An 18,518-nucleotide genomic window follows, 5' to 3' on the forward strand; every position below is an offset into this window, starting at 1 on the left:
GGGGGACGGATCAGTCGAGCAGGGCGTCCACGAAGCTCTCGGGCTCGAAGGGCGCGAGGTCGTCGGGTCCCTCGCCGAGGCCGATGAGCTTGACCGGCACCCCGAGGCTCTTCTGGATGGCGACCACGATGCCGCCCTTGGCGGTGCCGTCCAGCTTGGTGAGGACGATGCCGGTGACGTCGACCACCTCGGCGAAGACCCGCGCCTGGGTCATGCCGTTCTGCCCGGTGGTCGCGTCGATGACGAGCAGCACCTCGTCGACGGCGGCGGCCTTCTCCACGACCCGCTTGATCTTCCCGAGCTGGTCCATCAGCCCCGCCTTGTTCTGGAGCCGGCCGGCGGTGTCGATCATCACGACGTCCACCTCGTGCTCGATGCCGGCGGTCACGGCGTCGTAGGCCACCGAGGCGGGGTCGGCACCCTCGACGTGCGAGCGCACGGTGGGCACGCCCACGCGGGCGCCCCAGGTGGAGAGCTGGTCGGCGGCCGCGGCGCGGAAGGTGTCCGCGGCGCCGAGCACCACGTCCTTCTCCTCGGCGACGAGCACGCGCGCGAGCTTGCCCACGGTGGTGGTCTTGCCCACGCCGTTGACGCCCACCACGAGGACGACGGCGGGGACCGGCCCCTTGCGCTCCACGGCCAGGGACCGGTCCATCGACGGGTCGACCAGCGCGAGGAGCTCCTCCCGGAGCATGGCCTTCACGTGGGCGGGGTCGTTGGTGCCCTCGACCTTGACCCGGCGCTGGAGGGCCTCGACGAGGGCCATGGACGAGTCGGTGCCGAGGTCGGCGAGCAGCAGCGTCTCCTCGATCTCGTCCCACACGTCCTGGTCGATGCGGTCGCGCGAGAGCAGGGCCAGCAGGCCCTTGCCGAAGACGTTGTTGGACCTGGCCAGCCGCCCGCGCAGCCGTGCCATCCGGGACGCGGCGGACTCGGGGCGGTCGAGGGCCGGCCGGGTGTCGGCGGGCGGGACGGGGGCGGTGCCGGGCTCCAGGTCCCCGGGGGCCGCGACGGGGCCGCCCTCGAGGTCGTCGGGGTCCCGGGTGGAGGGATAGCCGCCGCGGGGCGCCTTGGGCCCCCGCAGCAGGACCAGCCCGAGCAGACCGAGGACCACGACGGCGATGAGCACGTATGCGAGAACGGGTATCGAATCCACGTCGCCCAGCTTCTCACACCGCCCGGTCCCCCGGCCGGGGCCGCGGGGCCGGGCCGCCGCCCGGGGTCCTAGACTCGACGGGTGCCTGTCCAGCCCGCCGCCGCCGCGCCCGAGCGCGACCGCGTTCCCCAGCAGATCACGGTGCTCATCGCCGCCGCCTTCGTCATCGCGATCGGCTACGGCATCGTGGCCCCGGTGCTCCCCCAGTTCGCCACGACCTTCGGGGTCGGGGTGGCCGCGGCCTCGGCCGTGGTCAGCGTCTTCGCCGTGGCCCGCCTCCTCTTCGCGCCGGCGGGCGGGCGGATCCTGAACCGGATCGGCGAGCGCCCGACCTACGTGACCGGCGTGCTCATCGTCGCGCTGTCCTCCGCGGCCACCGCCTTCGCCCAGACCTACTGGCAGCTGCTGCTGTTCCGGGGTCTCGGCGGGATCGGCTCGGTGATGTTCACGATCTCGGCGATGGGGCTGATCGTGCGGCTGGCGCCGCCGCGGATGCGCGGGCGGGTCTCGGGCTACTACGCCTCGGCGTTCCTGGTGGGCGGGGTGCTCGGCCCCGTGGTCGGCGGCCTGCTCGCCGGCTTCGGCATGCAGGCGCCGTTCCTGATCTACGCGGTGTCGCTGCTGGTGGCCGTGGCCGTGGTGCACTTCCGGCTCAAGGACGAGGTGCTCGGCGCCGGGGGGGACCGCCGGAACCAGCCGGTGATGACCGTGGCCGAGGCGCGCCGGGTGGGGGCCTACCGCTCCGCCCTGGTCTCCAGCTTCGCCAACGGGTGGACCGCCCACGGCATCCGGGTGGCTCTCGTGCCGCTGTTCGCGGTGGCCGTGCTGGGGGCCGGCCCGGCCGTGGCCGGCCTGGCCCTGGCGGTCTACGCCGCGGGCAACGCGATGACCCTGCCGGTCACCGGCCGGCTCACGGACCGGTTCGGGCGCAGGCCGCTCGTGCTCTCGGGCCTGGTGATCAACGGGGTCGCGACCATGGGGCTGGGTCTGGTCCAGGACGTCCCGTGGTTCGTGGTCCTCTCGCTCGTGGCCGGGATGGGCTCCGGGACCCTGAACCCGGGCCAGCAGGCGACCGTGGCCGACGTGATCGGACCGGACCGGGCCGGCGGACCGGTCCTGGCCCGGTTCCAGATGAGCGCCGACGCCGGGCAGATCCTCGGCCCCGTGGTGGCCGGTGCGCTGGCCGACGCCGCGGGCTTCGGCTGGGCCTTCGGGGTCTCCGGGGCGATCATGCTGCTGGCCGCCGGGGCGTGGCTGCCGGTGCGGGACACGATGGAGCGGCCCGAGACCCCGCCCGTGCGCGGCGCCGGGCAGTAGCGCCCCGGTCACGAGCACGGCGGGCTCAGCGCAGTTCGGCGAGCCGCTGCCCGATCACGGTGGTCACGCCGTCCCCGCGCATCGCGACCCCGTAGAGGGCGTCGGCGATCTCCATGGTCCGCTTCTGGTGGGTGATGATGATCAGCTGCGAGGTCTCCTGCAGCTGGCGGAAGATGCTCAGCAGCCGCCCGAGGTTGCGGTCGTCGAGAGCCGCCTCGACCTCGTCCATGACGTAGAAGGGCGAGGGGCGGGCCTTGAAGATCGCCACGAGCAGCGCGATCGCCGTCAGCGACCGCTCCCCGCCGGAGAGCAGGGACAGCCGCTTGATCTTCTTGCCGGCCGGGCGCGCCTCCACGTCGATCCCGGTGCTGAGCATGTCCGTGGGGTCGGTGAGGCGCAGCCGGCCCTCCCCGCCCGGGAACAGGGTGGCGAAGACGCCCTCGAACTCCCGGGCGGTGTCGGCGTAGGCCTCCGCGAAGACGCGCTCCACGTGCTCGTCGACGTCGCGGATGATGCTGCGCAGGTCCTGCCGCGAACGCTTGAGGTCCTCGAGCTGCTCGGCCAGGAAGCGGTGGCGCTCCTCGAGGGCGGCGAACTCCTCCAGCGCCAGCGGGTTCACCCGCCCCAGGGAGGCGAGCTCCTTCTCGGCCCGGCGCAGCCGCGCCTCCTGCTGGGCGCGCACGTAGGGGGCGCCTCCCGCAGCCTCGGCCGGGTCGCCGGACGCGACGCCGAACAGGGCGTCCTGGCCGTCCTCGGCCGCCGCCGGCGCGTCGTCCTGCGGCGCCCCGGGGCCGCGGTCGGAGCCGGCGCCGGGGTCGAGGTCGGGGATCAGCAGGTGCGGCCCGTAGTGCTCCACGAGCGCGTCCGGGGTGAGCCCCAGCTCCTCGAGGGAGCGGTCCTCCAGGGCCTGGATCCGGGCGCGCTGCTGGGTGCGGGCCAGCTCGTCCCGGTGCACGGAGTCGGTGAGCCCGGCGAGCCGCGCGGCGAGCCGGTCGTTGGCGGCGCGCAGGTCCGTCAGCTCCGCGTCCAGCCCGGCGCGGACGGCCTCGGCCCGGTTCCGCTCCGCGGCGGCGACCGCCGCGGACGCCGCCACGAGCTCGAGCAGCTGCTCGGCGCCGGCGAGCACCGCCTCGGCGTTGCGGGCCTGGATCCGGCGGCGCCGGGCCCGCCGCTCCGCCTCCTCCCGCGCCCGGCGCTCGGCGGCGGCGGCCCGCTCCTGGGACGCGGCCCGGTTGCCGAGGGCCCGGGCCTGCTCCTCGAGGGAGCGCAGGGCGAGCCGGGCCTCCGTCTCCGCGGTGCGGGCCGTCGTGGCGGCCCGGTGCAGCTCGTCGCGCCGGGCGGCGGCCTCGAGCTGGACGGTCTCGGTGTCCTCCTCGCCGTGCTCCTCGGCGGCCCCGAGCCGCTCGGCGGCCTCGCGCAGCCGCTCCTGCTCCCTGGCCAGGTGCTCCCGCGCGGCCGCGACCTGCTCGTCGTAGCGCCGGGTCTCCGCCTCGGCCGAGTCCAGCACGGCCCGGACCCGGGAGAGCTCGGACGCGGCCCGGTCCGCCGTGCGCTCGGCGGCGCGCAGCAGCCCCGCGGTCTCCTCGGCGGCCCGGCGGGCGGCATCCCGTGCCGCGGCCGCCGCGCCGGAGGCGGCCCGCGCCCGGTCGAGGGCCGCGGCGAGCTCGGCCCGCTCCGCCTCGGCGGCCTCGGCCGCGGCGCGGGTCTCGAGCGTGCCGGCCGCCTCCGCGGCGCCGCCCCAGGCGCTGCTGCCCGTGAACACGTCGCCGCCCCGGGTGACGGCCGTCAGCTCGGGTCGGTCGGCCACGATCCGGGCGGCCGTGGCGGCGTCCTCCGTGAGCACGGTCGCGGCCAGCAGGGCCCGGACGGCGGCCGCTCCGCGCCGCGCGTCGTCGTCGCCCGGGCCGGCGCCCTCGCCGTCCCGCAGCACCGCGGCGGCGGGCCGGACCCCGGGACGGTCGGGGAGCGCCGGGGCGGGGCCGGACCGGTCCGGGGCGCCGGCGGCCACCAGCAGGTGCACCCGGCCCACGCCGTCGGCGCGCAGGGACTCGAAGACGGAGACGGCCGCGCCGTGGGAGCGCACGGCGAGGGCCTCGGCGAAGGGGCCCATGGCGGCGGTGACCGCCCGCTCCCAGCCGGGCTCGACGTCGACGAGGTCGACGACGGCGCCGAGCACGGCGTCGGCGTGCCCGTCGAGGACCGCCGCGGAGCCGTCGGGCTGGCGCAGGGCGGCGCGCAGGGTCTCGGCGCGGGCGCGCTGGGCGTCGTGGGCTCGCAGCAGCTCCTGGGCCGCGGCCTCGGCCTCCCGGGCGGCGGCGCGGGCCCCGGCGGCGGCCTCGGCGTCCTGCTCGTGGCGGGCGCGGGCCCGTTCGGCGGCGCCGGCCGCGTCCTGGGCCGCGAGCGCCAGGTTGTCCGCCTCGGTGCCGGCCTGCACCCGGCGCCGCCCGGCGTCCGCGTGGGTGGCGTGCAGGCGGGCGAGCTCGTTCTCGGCCGCCTCGACCCGGGAGCGGGCCGCCGCGACCGCGCCGGTGAGCCGGGCCGTGCCCTCCCGGCGGTCGGCGGCGGCCCGGAGCAGACCGGTGACCACGCCGTCCTGGTCGCGCGCCGCGGCCTCCGCGTCCTCGCGCTCCTGGATGGCCTCGGCGAGGGCGTCGACGGCGTCCTCGACCTGCTCGAGGAGCTGGTGCTGCTCCTCGCGGGTGCGGGCCGCCTGGGCGTCGAGCCGGTCCGGGTCCCGCCCGGGGTCCGCGGGCTCGGCGGCGGACCCGAGCAGCCGGCGCCGCTCGGCGGCGAGCGAGGCGAGGGACCGGTAGCGCTCCTGCACGGCGGTGAGCTGGTACCACGTGTCCCGCGCGGCGTTCAGGGCGGGGGTCGCCTCGGCGGCGCGCGCCTCGACGTCGGCCTGCCGGGCGCGGTCGGTGTCGAGGGCCTGCTCGGCCTCGGCGCGCTCGGCGCGCAGCCGGCGCTCGGCGTCCTCGTCGACGGCGAGGCTCGTGCGGGCCTGCACGAGGTCGTCGGCCAGCAGCCGGGCGCGGGCGTCGCGGACGTCGTGCTGGATCCGCTGGGCGCGCCGGGCCGTCCTGGCCTGCCGGCCCAGCGGGGTGAGCTGGCGGCGGATCTCGGCGGTGAGGTCCTCGAGCCGGTCGAGGTTGGCCTGCATCGCCTCGAGCTTGCGCAGCGTCCGCTCCTTGCGGCGCCGGTGCTTGAGGACCCCGGACGCCTCCTCGACGAAGCCGCGGCGCTCCTCCGGGGTGGCGTGCAGGATGCGGTCGAGCTGGCCCTGGCCCACGATGACGTGCATCTCCCGGCCCAGCCCGGAGTCGGAGAGCAGCTCCTGGATGTCGAGCAGCCGGCACGGCCGGCCGTTGATCGCGTACTCGGAGCCCCCCGAGCGGAAGAGCGTGCGCGAGATCGTGACCTCGGAGTACTCGATGGGCAGCGCGCCGTCGGCGTTGTCGATGGTCAGCGACACGTGGGCCCGGCCGAGCGGGGCCCGGCCGGCGGTGCCGGCGAAGATGACGTCCTCCATCTTCCCGCCGCGCAGGGACTTCGCGCCCTGCTCCCCCATGACCCACGCCAGGGCGTCCACCACGTTGGACTTGCCCGAGCCGTTGGGGCCGACGACGGCGGTGACCCCGGGCTCGAACTCGAAGGTGGTGGCCGAGGCGAAGGACTTGAACCCCCGCACGGTCAGGGTCTTCAGGTGCACGGGTGTCCGGTCTCCTGGGTGGGCGTGGCGGGCAGGGGGTCGCCACCACTGTACTCGCGCGCCCCGACGGCCCCGCGGCCGCCGGCCGGGCGCCGCGCACCGGAGGGAGCGCCGGTCCGCCCGGAGCGGGCGCGGGCGGAGACGAGGAGCGGGGACGAGGAGCGGGGACAAGGAGCGGAGAAGATGATCAGCCTACAGAGAAACGACCGGGCCCCGGTCGGCGCCGCGGAACCGGCCGGTAGACTGGCCGCGACCAGCACGACCTGCCCTCCCCGCGACCGCGCCCTCCGTGGGCGGGCCGGGGCGTCGGCGAGACCCTAACGAAAGCCAGAGACCTTGACCGGTAATTCCTCGATCCGTCACCGCAACGCCGCCCTCCTGGCCATCACCAAGGTCGAGGCCGACGAGGTGGTGCCCTCGTCCCACGCCGACGAGGTCCTGGCGGACACGTTCGCCCGGCTGAAGATGCCGAAGGGCCTGCTCGAGCGGCTCGCGGGCGTCAACGAGCGGCGCGTCTGGGCCCCCGGGCGCCACTTCACCGACGGCGCCGTGGAGGCGGGCGAGGCGGCCCTCGCCCGCGCGGGCGTGCGCCCGGACCAGGTGGGGCTCCTGATCAACGCCTCGGTGACCCGCGACGGCTACGAGCCCGCGGTCTCGGTGTCCGTGCACCACCGGCTCGGCCTGGCCCCCTCCGCCCTGAACTTCGACGTCACCAACGCGTGCCTGGGCTTCGTCAACGGGCTCACGATCGCGTCCACGATGATCGACGCGGGCGCGATCGACTACGCCGTCGTCGTCGCCGGCGAGGACCCGACCCCCTGGCACCGCGAGACGTACGAGCGGCTGCAGGGCCCGGACGTGACCCGGGCGGACGTGGTGCGCGAGTTCGCCACCCTGACCCTCGGCTGCGGCGCGGCCGCCGCCGTGGTCGGCCCCGCCGACCGGCACCCGGAGGGCCACCGCATCGCGGGGTCCGTGACCCGGTCCGCGACCGAGCACCACGGGCTGTGCATCGGGGGCTTCGACGGCATGTACACCGACGCCACGGGGCTGCTCAAGCACGGCGTGGGGCTGCTCGCGGACGCTTGGCACGACGCGCACGAGGACGGCTGGGACTGGGCGGACATGGACCGCTACATCGGCCACCAGGTCTCCATGTCCCACACCAACAAGCTGTTCCAGGACGTCGGGATCGACCCGGAGAAGTTCCCCCTGACCTTCCCGTTCTGGGGCAACGTCGCGGCCGCCGCGCTGCCGATGACCCTCGCCCTGGAGGCCGAGCGGCTCCGGCCCGACGAGCGCGTGCTGCTGCTCGGCGTGGGCTCCGGGCTCAACGCGACCTACATGGAGATCGACTGGTGAACCGCCGGCGCTGACGCCGCGCCCGCCCCAGACACCCCGCACGAGACGCACCCTCGAGGAGCCCCACGACCATGGCACGCACACGACCGTCCACGATTCAGCAGCCCGGAGGGCCGGACGCGGCGCGGCTGCCCATGACGGAGGTCCCCCTGCCCGGGGTGGACCCGGCGTGGTCCCGCACGGTCACGGTGGCCTCGACGGCCCCCGTGGAGCCGGTCCCCGGCCGGCGGCGCCGCTGGCACGTCCTCGACAACGCGGCCTCCCTGGAGGCCGCCGGCCTCACCCCGCGGGGCACGGTCCTCGCCGTGCACGGCAATCCCACCTGGTCCTACCTGTGGCGCGACGTGCTGGCCGCCGGGACGGACCCCGCGAACCCCTGGCGGGTGATCGCCGTGGACCAGCTCGACATGGGGTTCTCCGAGCGGACCGGGCTCTTCCGCCGCCTCGACGACCGGGTCCGCGATCTGGGCGACCTCACGGCCGAGCTCGGCCTGGACGCGAGCGAGGCCCCCGTGGTGACCCTCGCCCACGACTGGGGCGGGCTCGTGTCCTCCGGCTGGGCCCTGGAGCACCAGGATGTCCACCGCGCCACGATCCTCACCAACACCGCCGTCCACCACGACAACGCCGAGCGGATCCCCGCCTCGCTGCGGCTGGCACTGGCCCCGGCCGCGCACGGGCTGCTCACCGAGCGGACCACGAGCTTCCTCGACGTGGCCCTGGCACTGGCGGAGCCGTCCCTGTCCCGCGAGGTGCGGGCGGCCTACCGGGCGCCCTACGCCACGCGCGCCCGGCGGGAGGCGATCCGCAACTTCGTGGCCGACATCCCGGCCGCCCCGGACCACCCCTCGCACGCCCGCTACGAGCAGATCGCCGCCGGCGTGGCCGCCCGCGAGGTCCCCGCCCTGCTGCTGTGGGGCATCGGCGACCCCGTGTTCCAGGAGCGCTACCTGCAGGACCTCGTGCGCCGCATGCCGCACGCCGACGTCCACCGCTACGAGGGAGCCCTGCACCTGCTGCCCGAGGACCGGGACGTCGCGACGCCGGTGATGGCCTGGCTCGCGGACCGCTTCGGCCCCGGCCCCCGCCGCCGCGAGCTGCACCTGCAGCGGCGCGCCGTCTCCCGCGGCGAGCACGTTCCCTTCCCCGCGGAGCTCGACGCGCGGCGGGCCGACCTCGGCCTCGCCGTCGTGGACATGGCCCCCGCCTCCGGGGACGCGGGCGCGGGGGCGCACGCGGCCCCGGTGCGGGCGAGCCTGAGCTGGGCGGAGCTCGCCGACCGCGTGGACCGCCTCGCCGCGGGGCTCACCGGCATCGGGGTGCGCCCCGGGGACCGCGTGAGCCTCATGGTGCCGCCGGGCTCCGACCTCACCGCGCTGCTCTACGCGTGCCTGCGCATCGGCGCGGTCGTCGTCGTGGCGGACTCCGGACTCGGCCCCAAGGGCCTCACCCGGGCGCTGCGGGGGGCCGCCCCGGCCTGGCTCGTGGGCATCCGCAGGGCGCTCGTCGCCGGCCGGGCCCTCGGCTGGCCGGGCACCCGGATCTCGCTCGAGGCCCTCGACCCCGTGTCCCGCCGGGCCCTCGGCGTGGCGCACGACGTCCCCGCGCTGCTGGACTCGGCCCCGCGCGCCGACCTGCCCGCGCCGGACCCGGACGCGGACGCCGCGGTGCTGTTCACCTCCGGGTCCACGGGCCCGGCCAAGGGCGTCGTCTACACCCACCGTCAGCTCTCCGCCATGCGGGACGCCGTGCGCGGCACGTACGGGCTCACCGCCGGCACGGGGCTCGTGGCAGGCTTCGCGCCCTTCGCGCTGCTCGGGCCCGCCATGGGCACCACGTCCGTGACCCCGGACATGGACGTGACCGCGCCGAAGACCCTCACCGCCCGCGCCCTGGCCGACGCCGCCTCGGCCATCCAGGCCACGGCGGTGTTCCTCTCCCCCGCGGCGATCGCCAACGTCCTCGCGACCCGGCACGAGCTCGACGAGGGGCAGCGGCGGGCGCTCGAGCTCGTGGAGCTCGTGCTCTCGGCCGGGGCACCCCTCCCGGAGCCGCTCCTGGAGCAGCTGCAGGAGCTCGTGCCCGCGGCGACGCTGCACACCCCCTACGGGATGACCGAGGGGCTGCCCCTCACGGACGTGACCCTCGGGACCATCCGGCAGGCCGGCGGGGACAGCGCGGGATCCGCCGTGGCCGGCGTCGGCAACGGCGTGTGCGTGGGCACCGCCGTGCACGGCGCCGAGCTGGGGGTCACCGCCCTGGGCCCGGACGGCGTCCCCGACGACGGGATCACCACCGAGCCCGGGGTCACGGGTGAGATCGTCGCCCGCGCCCCGCACGTCAAGGACCGCTACGACAGGCTCTGGCACACGGAGCACCTCAGCACCCAGCTGCCCGGCTGGCACCGCACCGGGGACGTCGGGCACTTCGACGCCGCCGGGCGGCTGTGGGTCGAGGGCCGCCTCGCCCACGTCATCGTCTCCGCCGGCGGCGTGCTGACGCCGGTCGCCGCGGAGCACGCGGCCCGGACCGTGCCCGGCGTCGGCCGCACCGCCGTCGTCGGGGTCGGCCCGGCGGGCACGCAGGTGCCCGTGGCCGTCGTGGAGACCGTCCCGGCGGCCCCGCGCCCGGGCCCCGCCGACCCGCTGCTCTCCGGTGCCGTGCGCGCCGCCGTGCGCGAGGCCACGGGCCTGGACCTCGCGGCCGTGCTCGTGGTCCCCGAGCACCCCACCGACATCCGGCACAACTCCAAGATCGACCGAGCCCTGCTGGCCGGATGGGCGGAGCACGCCCTGGCCGGAGGAAGGATCAGGAACCCGTGAACGGCAAGCACCGCCAGGACGGCACGCACGACGACAAGGTCCCCGCCTACGACGCCTCCGTGACGGAGGGCGCCCCGCCGGCCGGCACCGGCAGCCACGAGGTGGAGCGCGGGCGGCAGGAGCTGTCCGGCGACGGGCGGACGGTGCTCGTCACCGGCGCCTCCGGGATGCTCGGGGAGCACGTGGCGCGGCTGCTCGCCGCCCGCCACTGGACGGTCCGGCTGCTCCAGCGCCGGCACGCGCCGCTGGCCGACCAGCCGAACGTCGAGGAGGTCCTGGGCTCGGTCACGGACCCGGACGCCGTGGCGCGGGCCATGGAGGGCGTCGACGACGTCGTGCACCTCGCCGCCAAGGTCTCCTTCGCCGGGGACTGGGACGAGTTCGTGCTGACCAACGTCACCGGCACCCGCGTGGTCCTGGAGACCGCGCGGCGGGCCGGCGTGGACAACGTGGTGTTCGTCTCCTCGCCGTCGGTCGCCCACACGGGCGACTCCATCGTGGGCGAGCCCGCCCGGGCGGCCGACCCCGTGCACGCCCGCGGCAACTACGCCCGGTCCAAGGCCGCGGCCGAGCTGCTCGCGCTCGAGGCCGACGGCCGTGGGATGCGCGTCACGGCCGTGCGCCCGCACATCGTGTGGGGCCCCGGGGACACCCAGCTCGTCGAGCGGATCGTCGACCGCGCCGCGAAGGGGCGGCTGCCGCTGCTGGACCACGGGGCGGCCCTGATCGACACCACCTACGTGGACAACGCGGCCGAGGCGGTCGTGCGGGCGCTGGAGCGGATCGAGTGGGCGCACGGGCGGGCGCTGGTGGTCACGAACGGCCAGCCCCGCACCGTGGGCGAGCTCGTGGCGGGTTTCTGCCGGGCGGCCGGCGTGGAGCCGCCCACGCGCAGGATCCCCGGCGTCCTGGCCCGCCTCGCGGGCACGGTCATCGAGAAGGTGTGGGCGGTCCGCCCGGGGACGGACGAGCCGCCGATGACGGCCTTCCTGGCCGAGCAGATGTCCACGGCCCACTGGTTCGAGCAGCAGAGCACCCGCGAGGTGCTCGACTGGACGCCGTCCGTGACGGTCGAGGAGGGCATGGCGCGGCTGGCCGAGTACTACCGGACCCACCCCCTGGGCGCCCACGACGCCCCGATGCCCGCCACCGGGTCCACCGCCGCCCGCTGATCCCCCGCCGCGTCGGGCGGCGGGCCGGTCGGCGGTCTGCGCGCGGCGCACCCCCGGGGCGGCCGCACGTGCGGTCGCCCCGGGGGTGCGCGGGGCCGGGGATCAGACCAGCGTGGCGGTGTCGATCACGAACCGGTAGCGCACGTCCGAGTTCTGCACCCGCTCGTAGGCCTCGTTGATCTGCTCGGCCGAGATGACCTCGATCTCGGCGCCCACCCCGTGCTCGGCGCAGAAGTCGAGCATCTCCTGGGTCTCCCCGATGCCGCCGATCATGGACCCGGCGAAGGTGCGGCGGTTGGCCAGCAGCGAGAACACGTTGACGTCCAGCGGCTCCGCCGGGGCGCCGACGTTGACCATGGCCCCGTTGACGTTCAGCAACGACAGGTGGGCGTCGAGGTCGATCTTCGCGCTGACCGTGTTGAGGACCAGGTCGAAGGTCCCGGCCAGCTCCTCGAACGTCTGCGGGTCGCTCGTGGCGTAGTAGGCGTCGGCGCCCAGGGCCAGCCCGGCCTCCTTCTTGCGCAGCGACTGGGAGAGCACCGTGACCTCCGCGCCCATGGCGTGGGCGATCTTCACGCCCAGGTGCCCCAGCCCGCCCAGACCCACGACGGCGACCTTCTTGCCGGGGCCGGCCTTCCAGTGGTTCAGCGGGGAGAAGGTGGTGATGCCGGCGCACAGCAGGGGCGCGGCGACGTCGAGCTCGATGCCCTCCGGGATGCGCAGCACGAAGTCCTCGGTGACCACCACGTGGGTGGAGTACCCGCCCTGGGTGACGGTGCCGTCGCGGTCCTCGGCGCCGTAGGTCATCACGGCGCCGTCGAGGCAGTACTGCTCGTCGCCGGCCCGGCAGTTGGCGCACTCGCCGCAGGAGTTCACCATGCACCCGACCCCGACCCGGTCGCCGACCGCGTGGCGGGTGACGCCGGCGCCGACCTCGGTGACGATCCCGGCGATCTCGTGCCCGGGGGTCAGCGGGTACTGCTGGGGGCCCCAGTCCCCCTGGACGGTGTGCAGGTCGGAGTGGCAGATCCCGGCGTACTTGATCTCGATGAGGACGTCGTGGGCGCCGAGGTCCCGGCGCTCGAGAGTGGTCGGGACCAGCGGTGCGCCGGCGGACGGGGCGGCGTAGGCGTTGACGGTGCGCAAGAGGTGCTTCTCGGAGGGTGTGGGTGCAGAAGTGTGCGTGCAGCAGTGCGGGTGCGGCGGAAGGGGTCCCCGGGGTGCCCGGTCTCAGAACCGGGCGTTGCGGGGCGTGCGCTGGCAGACCGGGCAGCGGTAGGAGGAGCGGTTCATGAACTGCTCCCGCACGATCAGGGTGTTCCGCCCCTCCTCCGCGCAGCGCGGGCAGGGCAGGGAGGCCCGGCCGTAGGCGGAGAGGGAGCGGGCGAAGTAGCCGGACTCGCCGTTGACGTTGACGTAGAGGGAGTCGAAGCTCGTCCCGCCGGCCGCCAGCGCGCGGTCCATGACCTCGCGGACGGCCGCGAGAAGGCGCAGCGTCTCGGGCCGCCGGAGCGTGTCGGTGGGCCGCGCCCAGTGCAGGCGCGCCTGCCACAAGGCCTCGTCCGCGTAGATGTTGCCGATCCCGGAGACCAGCGCCTGGTCCAGCAGCGCGCGCTTGAGCCCGGTCCGGCGCCGGCGCAGCCGGTCGTGGAGGCGCTCCGCGTCGAAGGCGGGGTCCAGCGGGTCCCGGGCGATGTGGGCGGCCCGGGCGGGCACCAGCGGGACGCCCGTGGCCGAGCGGCCGCCCGGGGCGCCGTCGTCGGTGGGGACGAGCCGGTCGAGGAGCATGCCGCCAAAGATCCGCTGGTCCACGAAGCGCAGCTCCGCCGGGGTGCCGGGGCGCTCGGACAGGCCCAGCCGCACCTTGAGGTGCTTCTCGTCGGGCAGCCCGGCGTCCTTGACCAGCAGCTGCCCGCTCATCCCCAGGTGCACCAGCAGCGCCTCCTGCGGCGGGGCGCCGTTCGCCCCGGTCAGCGGCAGCCACAGGAACTTGCCGCGGCGCACCGCGTCGGCCACGACCGCGCCGTCGAGCTCGTGGCCGAAGGAGACGGGGCCGGGCTCGTGGCGGCGCACCGAGCGGGGGTCCAGGACCTGCACGGACTCGATCCGGCGGCCGACCACCCAGCGCTCCACCCCGCGGCGGACCACCTCGACCTCGGGCAGCTCAGGCACGGGCGCTCCGGGGCGTGCGCTCAGCCACCGCGGCGGGCCACCAGAGTCGCGTAGGCCTGCGCCGCGGCGGAGCGCTCGGCCTCCTTCTTGGTGGTGCCGGTGCCCGTGCCGTGGTCCTGACCGCCGACGAGCACGTGCGCCTCGTAGCGGCGGTCGTGGTCGGGGCCCGTGCCCTCCACGGCGTAGCGCACGGGGCCCAGGGCGCGGGCCGCCGCGAGCTCCTGGATCTCGGTCTTCCAGTCCCGGCCCTCGCTCATGACGAAGCCGTCCTCGAGCAGGGGGACCACGAGCCGCAGCACGAAGGCCCGGGCCGCGTCGAGGCCGGTGCTCACGTACACGGCGCCGATCAGCGCCTCCATGGTGTCGGCGAGGATCGAGGCCTTCTCGTGCCCGTTGGTGCGCACCTCGCCCTTGCCCAGGCGGATGTGGGGGCCCACGTCCAGGGACCGGGCGAGGTCGGCGAGCGTGCGGGTGCTGACCACGGCCGAGCGGATCTTCGCGAGGTTGCCCTCGGAGTCGTCGGGGTAGCGGTGGAAGATCTCGTCGGTGACCGCGAGACCCAGCACGGAGTCCCCGAGGAACTCGAGCCGCTCGTTGTGGCCCTGCCCCTCGTGCTCGTACGCGTAGGAGCGGTGGGTCAGGGCAAGACGAAGCGTCCCGGCGTCGATGTCGACGCCGAGACGCTCCAGCAGGTCCTGAGGTGTCGCGGTGGAGGTCACCGTGGTCAGGCGTCGGCCACCTTGCGGCCCTTGTACTCCAGGAACAGCGCGGTGCCGGCGGAGTCGGTCACGACCTTCGCCTGGTGCGGCAGGCTGTAGGTGACCTTGCCGTTCTCGACGGTCTTGACCAGCTTGGGCGCGGTCGCCTTCCACTGCGAACGGCGTGCACGGGTGTTGGCACGGGACATTTTCCGCTTCGGAACAGCCACGGCTATCTCTCTTCTCTCGGTTCGGTCGTCTGGGTCGAGGTGTCCTGCTCGAGCAGCCCCGACAGGGCGCTCCAGCGAGGATCGAGCACCTCGTGGTGGTGTCCCGGGTCGTCCTCCAGGCGCGCGCCGCACTGGGCGCACAACCCCTGGCAGTCCTCCCGGCACACCGGTTGGAACGGCAGCTGCGTGATCACTGCGTCCCGAAGCATGGGCTCGAGGTCGATGGTCTCGTCCTGAACTTCATACATCTGGTCGTCCTCGGAGTCCTCCCCGCCGTCGGCGGCGGGGTCGAAGACGTAGAGCTCCTGCACGTCGACGTCCAGATCGTAGTCGATCGGGTCGAGGCACCGGCTGCACTCGCCGTGGATGGCCACGGCGGCCGTGCCGGACACCAGGATCCCGTCGTGGACGGATTCCAGCCGGAGGTCCAGGTCGATGTCCGAGCCCTCCGGGGCGCCGATGAGTGCGTTGCCGAAGTTCTCCGGCGCGGGCACAACTTCTTCCAGGCGTCGCATCGTCCCCGGGCGGTGCTCGAGGTCCCGGACACCGATGGTGAGGGGCGAACTGTTCTCGCGACTGATGACTGACTCCTGGTGAAATTCTGACCGACAGACCATGTTAGCGTGCCGCCCTGCGCGTTCTCAAACGGGCCGGGTCCGGGCGCGCCGGGACGGGCCGCGCCCGCTCAGCCCTGCAGGGCCCGCAGCACGGGCGCCGGCACGAACCCGGAGACGTCGCCGCCGAGGCCCTGGACCTCCTTCACGAGGGTCGAGGACAGGTGCAGGAACCGGGGGTCGCCGGGCAGGAAGACCGTCTCCACCCCCGTGAGGTGGCGGTTCATCGTGGCCATCGGCACCTCGTACTCGAAGTCCTCGCCCGAGCGCAGCCCCTTGACCAGGGCCACCGCCCCCCGCTGCGCCGCGTACTCCGCGAGCAGGCCCGCGCCCATGGGCTCGACGACGACGCCGGCGACGTCCGCGAGGCTCTCCGCCACCAGGGCCAGCCGCCGGTCAGCGTCGAAGCGGTAGCGCTTGTGCGGGTTGGTGGAGACCGCGACGACGACCTCGTCGAAGAGCGCCGCGGCGCGCGCGACGACCTCCACGTGTCCGTTGTGCAGGGGGTCGAAGGAGCCGGGGCAGATCGCTCGGTGCATGGGTGCCATCCTAGGGGCGCTCCGTGCCGGGGCGGCGTACCGTGGTGGACGAGGGAGTCCTCCGGCCGGAGCGGAGCACCGACATGGGCATGCAGTGCCGCCGGGCGCGGACCGGGGAGCGGATCAGCGCCCTGGACGAGGCCAACCTCCGCGTGGAGCGGCGCGGGGTGCCCATGCACGTCGCGGCCCTGGCCCTCCTGGAGGCCGGTCCCCTCCTCGATGCCGGCGGGCGCGTCCGGCTGGCGGAGGTGCGGGAGCACGTCGAGCGGCGCACCCGGGACGTCCGGCCGCTTCGCCGGCTGCTCACCCGCCCCGGGGGCGGACGCCCCGTGTGGCTCGACGACCCGGTCTTCGACGTCTCCCGGCACGTGCGCAGCCGTCCGGTGCCGCCGCCCGGGGACGAGGAGAGCCTGCTCCGGGTGTGCGCCGGGATCGCCGCCGTCCCGCTGCCCCGGGACCGGCCCCTGTGGGAGCTGTGGCTGCTCCCCGGCCTCGCCGGCGGCCGGGTCGGCCTGCTGATCCGGTGGCACCACGTGCTCGCCGACGGTCTCGCGGCGCTGACCCTGCTCGCGCCCCTGTTCGATCCCGCGCCCGGCGGCGCCCCGCGCGCCCCGGACGCGCCGGGTCGCCCGGGGACGGGCGGCGGCCCGCCGCCCGTCCCTGCCACGGCCCGCGCTCCGGCCCGCGCCGCTGCCCGCCTGCTCGGCGCCGCGGCCCAGGTCCGCGGCGCGCTCGCGGAGGGCCGCGCCCCGGCGCTGTCCGTCAACCGGCCCGTGGGCGCGCGGCGCCGGGCGGTGCTGGTGCGCGCCGACCTGGCGGCGGTCCGGGAGCTGGCCCACCGGCACGGCGGGACGGTCAACGACGTGGTGCTCACCGCCGTGGCGGGCGGCGCCCGGCGGCTGCTGGCCGCGCGCGGCGAGCTGGCCGGCGTGCCGGAGCTGAAGGTGTCGGTGGCCGCCTCCGTGCGCGCGGCGGGGGACCCCGCCGGCGGCAACCGGGCCGGTGTGCGCGTCGTGGCCGTGCCCGTCGACGAGCCCGACCCGGTGGCCGGGCTGCGGCGGATCGCGGCCACCACCTCCCGGCAGCGGACCCGTCCGCCGTACCGGCCGGGCGGCCGCCTGGCCCAGCGCTGGATGGTCCGGGTCATGGACCGGCAGCGGCTCGTCAACGTGCTGCTCAGCAACGTGCGCGGCCCCGCGGCGCCCCTGCTCTTCGCGGGGGCACCGGTGCTCGAGCTGTTCCAGCTCGGCGCCGTGCAGGGCAACCTGGCCCTCGCCGTGGGCGTCGTCTCCTACGCGGGGACCCTGGGCATCGACGTGGTGGCCGACGCCGACGTGGTGCCGGACCTCCCGGTGTTCGTCGAGGGGCTGGCCGGGACCCTCGTGCGGCTCGGCGCCGGGCCGCCGCCCTGAGCCGCCGCGGGACCCTAGACTGGCGGCCATGGATGCCACCGACGCCGCCGTCCCGTCCACGCACACGTCCGGCCCCCCGTGGGAGCGGATGGCCCGCGGGGGCGGTCTGCTGACCGGCACCGGGGAGCTCACCGGGACCGTCTTCGAGGAGATGTCACGGCTGGCCGCGCGCACGGGCGCGATCAACCTGGGCCAGGGCTTCCCGGACGTCGACGGCCCGCGGGAGATGCTCGACGCCGCGGCGGCCGCACTGCACGGCGGCGGCAACCAGTACTCGCCGGTGGCGGGTCTGCCGCTGCTGCAGGAGGCCGTCGCGGCGCACCAGCACCGGTTCTACGGGATCGACCTGGACCCGGCCTCCGGGGTGGTCGTGACCGTGGGCGCGTCCGAGGGGCTGGCCGCGAGCCTGCTCGCGTTCCTGCGCCCCGGGGACGAGGTGGTCGTGTTCGAGCCGCACTACGACCTCTACGGCGCCGTGGTGGAGTTCGCCGGTGCGCGGCTGGTCACGGTCCCCCTCGAGCCGCCGCACTTCTCCCCCGACCTCGACCGCCTCGCCGCGGCCTTCGGGCCCCGCACCCGCATGGTGATCCTCAACGACCCGCACAACCCGACCGGGACGGTGTTCGACGACGCCGTCCTGGCCCGCGTGGCCGGACTCGCCGCCGAGCACGACTGCGTGGTGGTGACCGACGAGGTCTACGAGCACCTGCGCTACGCCGGCGGGCACCGGCCGCTCGCCGCGCTGCCGGGGGCCTTCGAACGGACCCTCACCGTGTCCTCCGTGGGCAAGTCCTTCTCGGTCACGGGCTGGCGGGTGGGCTGGGTCAGCGGGCCGGCGCACCTCGTGGGCCCGGTGCGCGCCACGAAGGCCTATCTCACGCACAGCGCCGCCACGCCGCTGCAGATCGGGGCGGCCACCGCTCTGGGCCTGCCGGACGGGTTCTACGACCGGCTCACGGAGGACTTCCGGCGGCGGCGCGACGTGCTCGTGCGGGGCCTGGCCGCGGCGGGCGCCGAGCCGTTCGAGCCGCAGGGCACGTTCTTCGTCGTGGCGGACGTCCGCGGCCTGTGCGAGCGGTACGGGGTCGAGGACGCCGCGCACCTGGCGCCGGTGCTGGCCGAGCGGGCCGGTGTGGTGGGCGTGCCCGTGCCGGCCCTCGCCTCCGCGGAGCACCGGGAGCGCTACGCGTCCTGGATGCGCTTCTCGTTCGGCAAGCGCCTGGACGTCCTGGAGCGGGCCGGGCGGCAGCTGGCCGGCTGAGCCGGTCCGCACGGCGGGGAGCTCGCCGCCCGCCCTCGTGCCGGCTCCCCGGCG

Annotated in this window: 14 protein-coding genes; 6 read left to right on the forward strand and 8 right to left on the reverse strand. The window is 75.8% G+C overall.

What is annotated here, in order from left to right; genetic code table 11:
• Positions 1-10 precede the first annotated feature (10 nt).
• A complete protein-coding gene (gene ftsY, locus ACP7CD_RS01205) occupies positions 11-1,156 on the reverse strand; it encodes a signal recognition particle-docking protein FtsY (protein WP_052133099.1) in 1,146 nt (381 codons plus the stop codon).
• 81 nt (positions 1,157-1,237) lie between these two features.
• On the opposite strand from ftsY, the gene ACP7CD_RS01210 reads away from it, so the two are divergent.
• Entirely contained in the window at positions 1,238-2,473 is a 1,236-nt protein-coding gene (locus tag ACP7CD_RS01210; protein WP_426118528.1) for an MFS transporter, read from the forward strand.
• Positions 2,474-2,498: 25 nt separating this feature from the next.
• Here the strand turns inward: ACP7CD_RS01210 and smc are convergent, their stop codons facing one another.
• Positions 2,499-6,182: a chromosome segregation protein SMC gene (gene smc / locus ACP7CD_RS01215; protein ID WP_426118530.1), complete on the reverse strand. Its 3,684-nt coding sequence runs from the start codon at positions 6,180-6,182 to the stop codon at positions 2,499-2,501.
• 336 nt (positions 6,183-6,518) lie between these two features.
• Here smc and ACP7CD_RS01220 point away from each other — a divergent pair, with 336 nt between their 5' ends.
• The 3 genes from ACP7CD_RS01220 to ACP7CD_RS01230 all read left to right on the forward strand — a co-directional run bounded on the left by ACP7CD_RS01220 (position 6,519) and on the right by ACP7CD_RS01230 (position 11,538).
• Positions 6,519-7,544, forward strand: coding sequence for a 3-oxoacyl-ACP synthase III (locus ACP7CD_RS01220; RefSeq protein WP_035929796.1), 1,026 nt, complete (start codon positions 6,519-6,521; stop codon positions 7,542-7,544).
• A gap of 134 nt (positions 7,545-7,678) precedes the next feature.
• Positions 7,679-10,366 (forward strand): alpha/beta fold hydrolase, encoded by a 2,688-nt coding sequence (locus ACP7CD_RS01225; RefSeq protein ID WP_426119031.1) that lies wholly within the window; start codon positions 7,679-7,681, stop codon positions 10,364-10,366.
• Entirely contained in the window at positions 10,363-11,538 is a 1,176-nt protein-coding gene (locus ACP7CD_RS01230; protein WP_109268002.1) for an NAD-dependent epimerase/dehydratase family protein, read from the forward strand. The genes ACP7CD_RS01225 and ACP7CD_RS01230 overlap by 4 nt, the downstream gene beginning before the upstream one ends.
• Before the next feature lie 102 nt (positions 11,539-11,640).
• Here ACP7CD_RS01230 and ACP7CD_RS01235 read toward each other — a convergent pair whose 3' ends face one another.
• The 6 genes from ACP7CD_RS01235 to coaD form a co-directional block, all read right to left on the reverse strand.
• Positions 11,641-12,684 carry an NAD(P)-dependent alcohol dehydrogenase gene (locus tag ACP7CD_RS01235; protein WP_017833171.1) on the reverse strand — a complete coding sequence of 348 codons (1,044 nt, stop codon included), beginning with the start codon at positions 12,682-12,684 and terminating at the stop codon, positions 11,641-11,643.
• 84 nt (positions 12,685-12,768) lie between these two features.
• Positions 12,769-13,710, reverse strand: a complete 942-nt coding sequence (gene mutM / locus ACP7CD_RS01240; RefSeq protein WP_426118533.1) for a bifunctional DNA-formamidopyrimidine glycosylase/DNA-(apurinic or apyrimidinic site) lyase — start codon at positions 13,708-13,710, stop codon at positions 12,769-12,771.
• 20 nt (positions 13,711-13,730) lie between these two features.
• Positions 13,731-14,429 (reverse strand): ribonuclease III, encoded by a 699-nt coding sequence (gene rnc / locus ACP7CD_RS01245; protein WP_017833173.1) that lies wholly within the window; start codon positions 14,427-14,429, stop codon positions 13,731-13,733.
• A 5-nt stretch (positions 14,430-14,434) separates the two neighbouring features.
• On the reverse strand, positions 14,435-14,638 hold the full coding sequence (rpmF, locus tag ACP7CD_RS01250) for a 50S ribosomal protein L32 (protein WP_031282896.1): 204 nt from the start codon (positions 14,636-14,638) through the stop codon (positions 14,435-14,437).
• A gap of 2 nt (positions 14,639-14,640) precedes the next feature.
• Entirely contained in the window at positions 14,641-15,153 is a 513-nt protein-coding gene (locus ACP7CD_RS01255) for a YceD family protein (RefSeq protein WP_165440247.1), read from the reverse strand.
• A gap of 170 nt (positions 15,154-15,323) precedes the next feature.
• On the reverse strand, positions 15,324-15,791 hold the full coding sequence (gene coaD, locus ACP7CD_RS01260) for a pantetheine-phosphate adenylyltransferase (protein ID WP_031282901.1): 468 nt from the start codon (positions 15,789-15,791) through the stop codon (positions 15,324-15,326).
• Between the two features lie 83 nt (positions 15,792-15,874).
• Between coaD and ACP7CD_RS01265 the strand changes: the two genes are divergently transcribed.
• Together ACP7CD_RS01265 and ACP7CD_RS01270 are read left to right on the forward strand one after the other, a co-directional pair.
• Entirely contained in the window at positions 15,875-17,203 is a 1,329-nt protein-coding gene (locus ACP7CD_RS01265; RefSeq protein ID WP_426118536.1) for a wax ester/triacylglycerol synthase domain-containing protein, read from the forward strand.
• A gap of 28 nt (positions 17,204-17,231) precedes the next feature.
• On the forward strand, positions 17,232-18,464 hold the full coding sequence (locus ACP7CD_RS01270) for an aminotransferase class I/II-fold pyridoxal phosphate-dependent enzyme (RefSeq protein ID WP_052133054.1): 1,233 nt from the start codon (positions 17,232-17,234) through the stop codon (positions 18,462-18,464).
• Positions 18,465-18,518 lie beyond the last annotated feature (54 nt).

Source organism: Kocuria sp. LHG3120, assembly GCF_049897445.1.
Classification (GTDB): domain Bacteria; phylum Actinomycetota; class Actinomycetes; order Actinomycetales; family Micrococcaceae; genus Kocuria; species Kocuria rosea.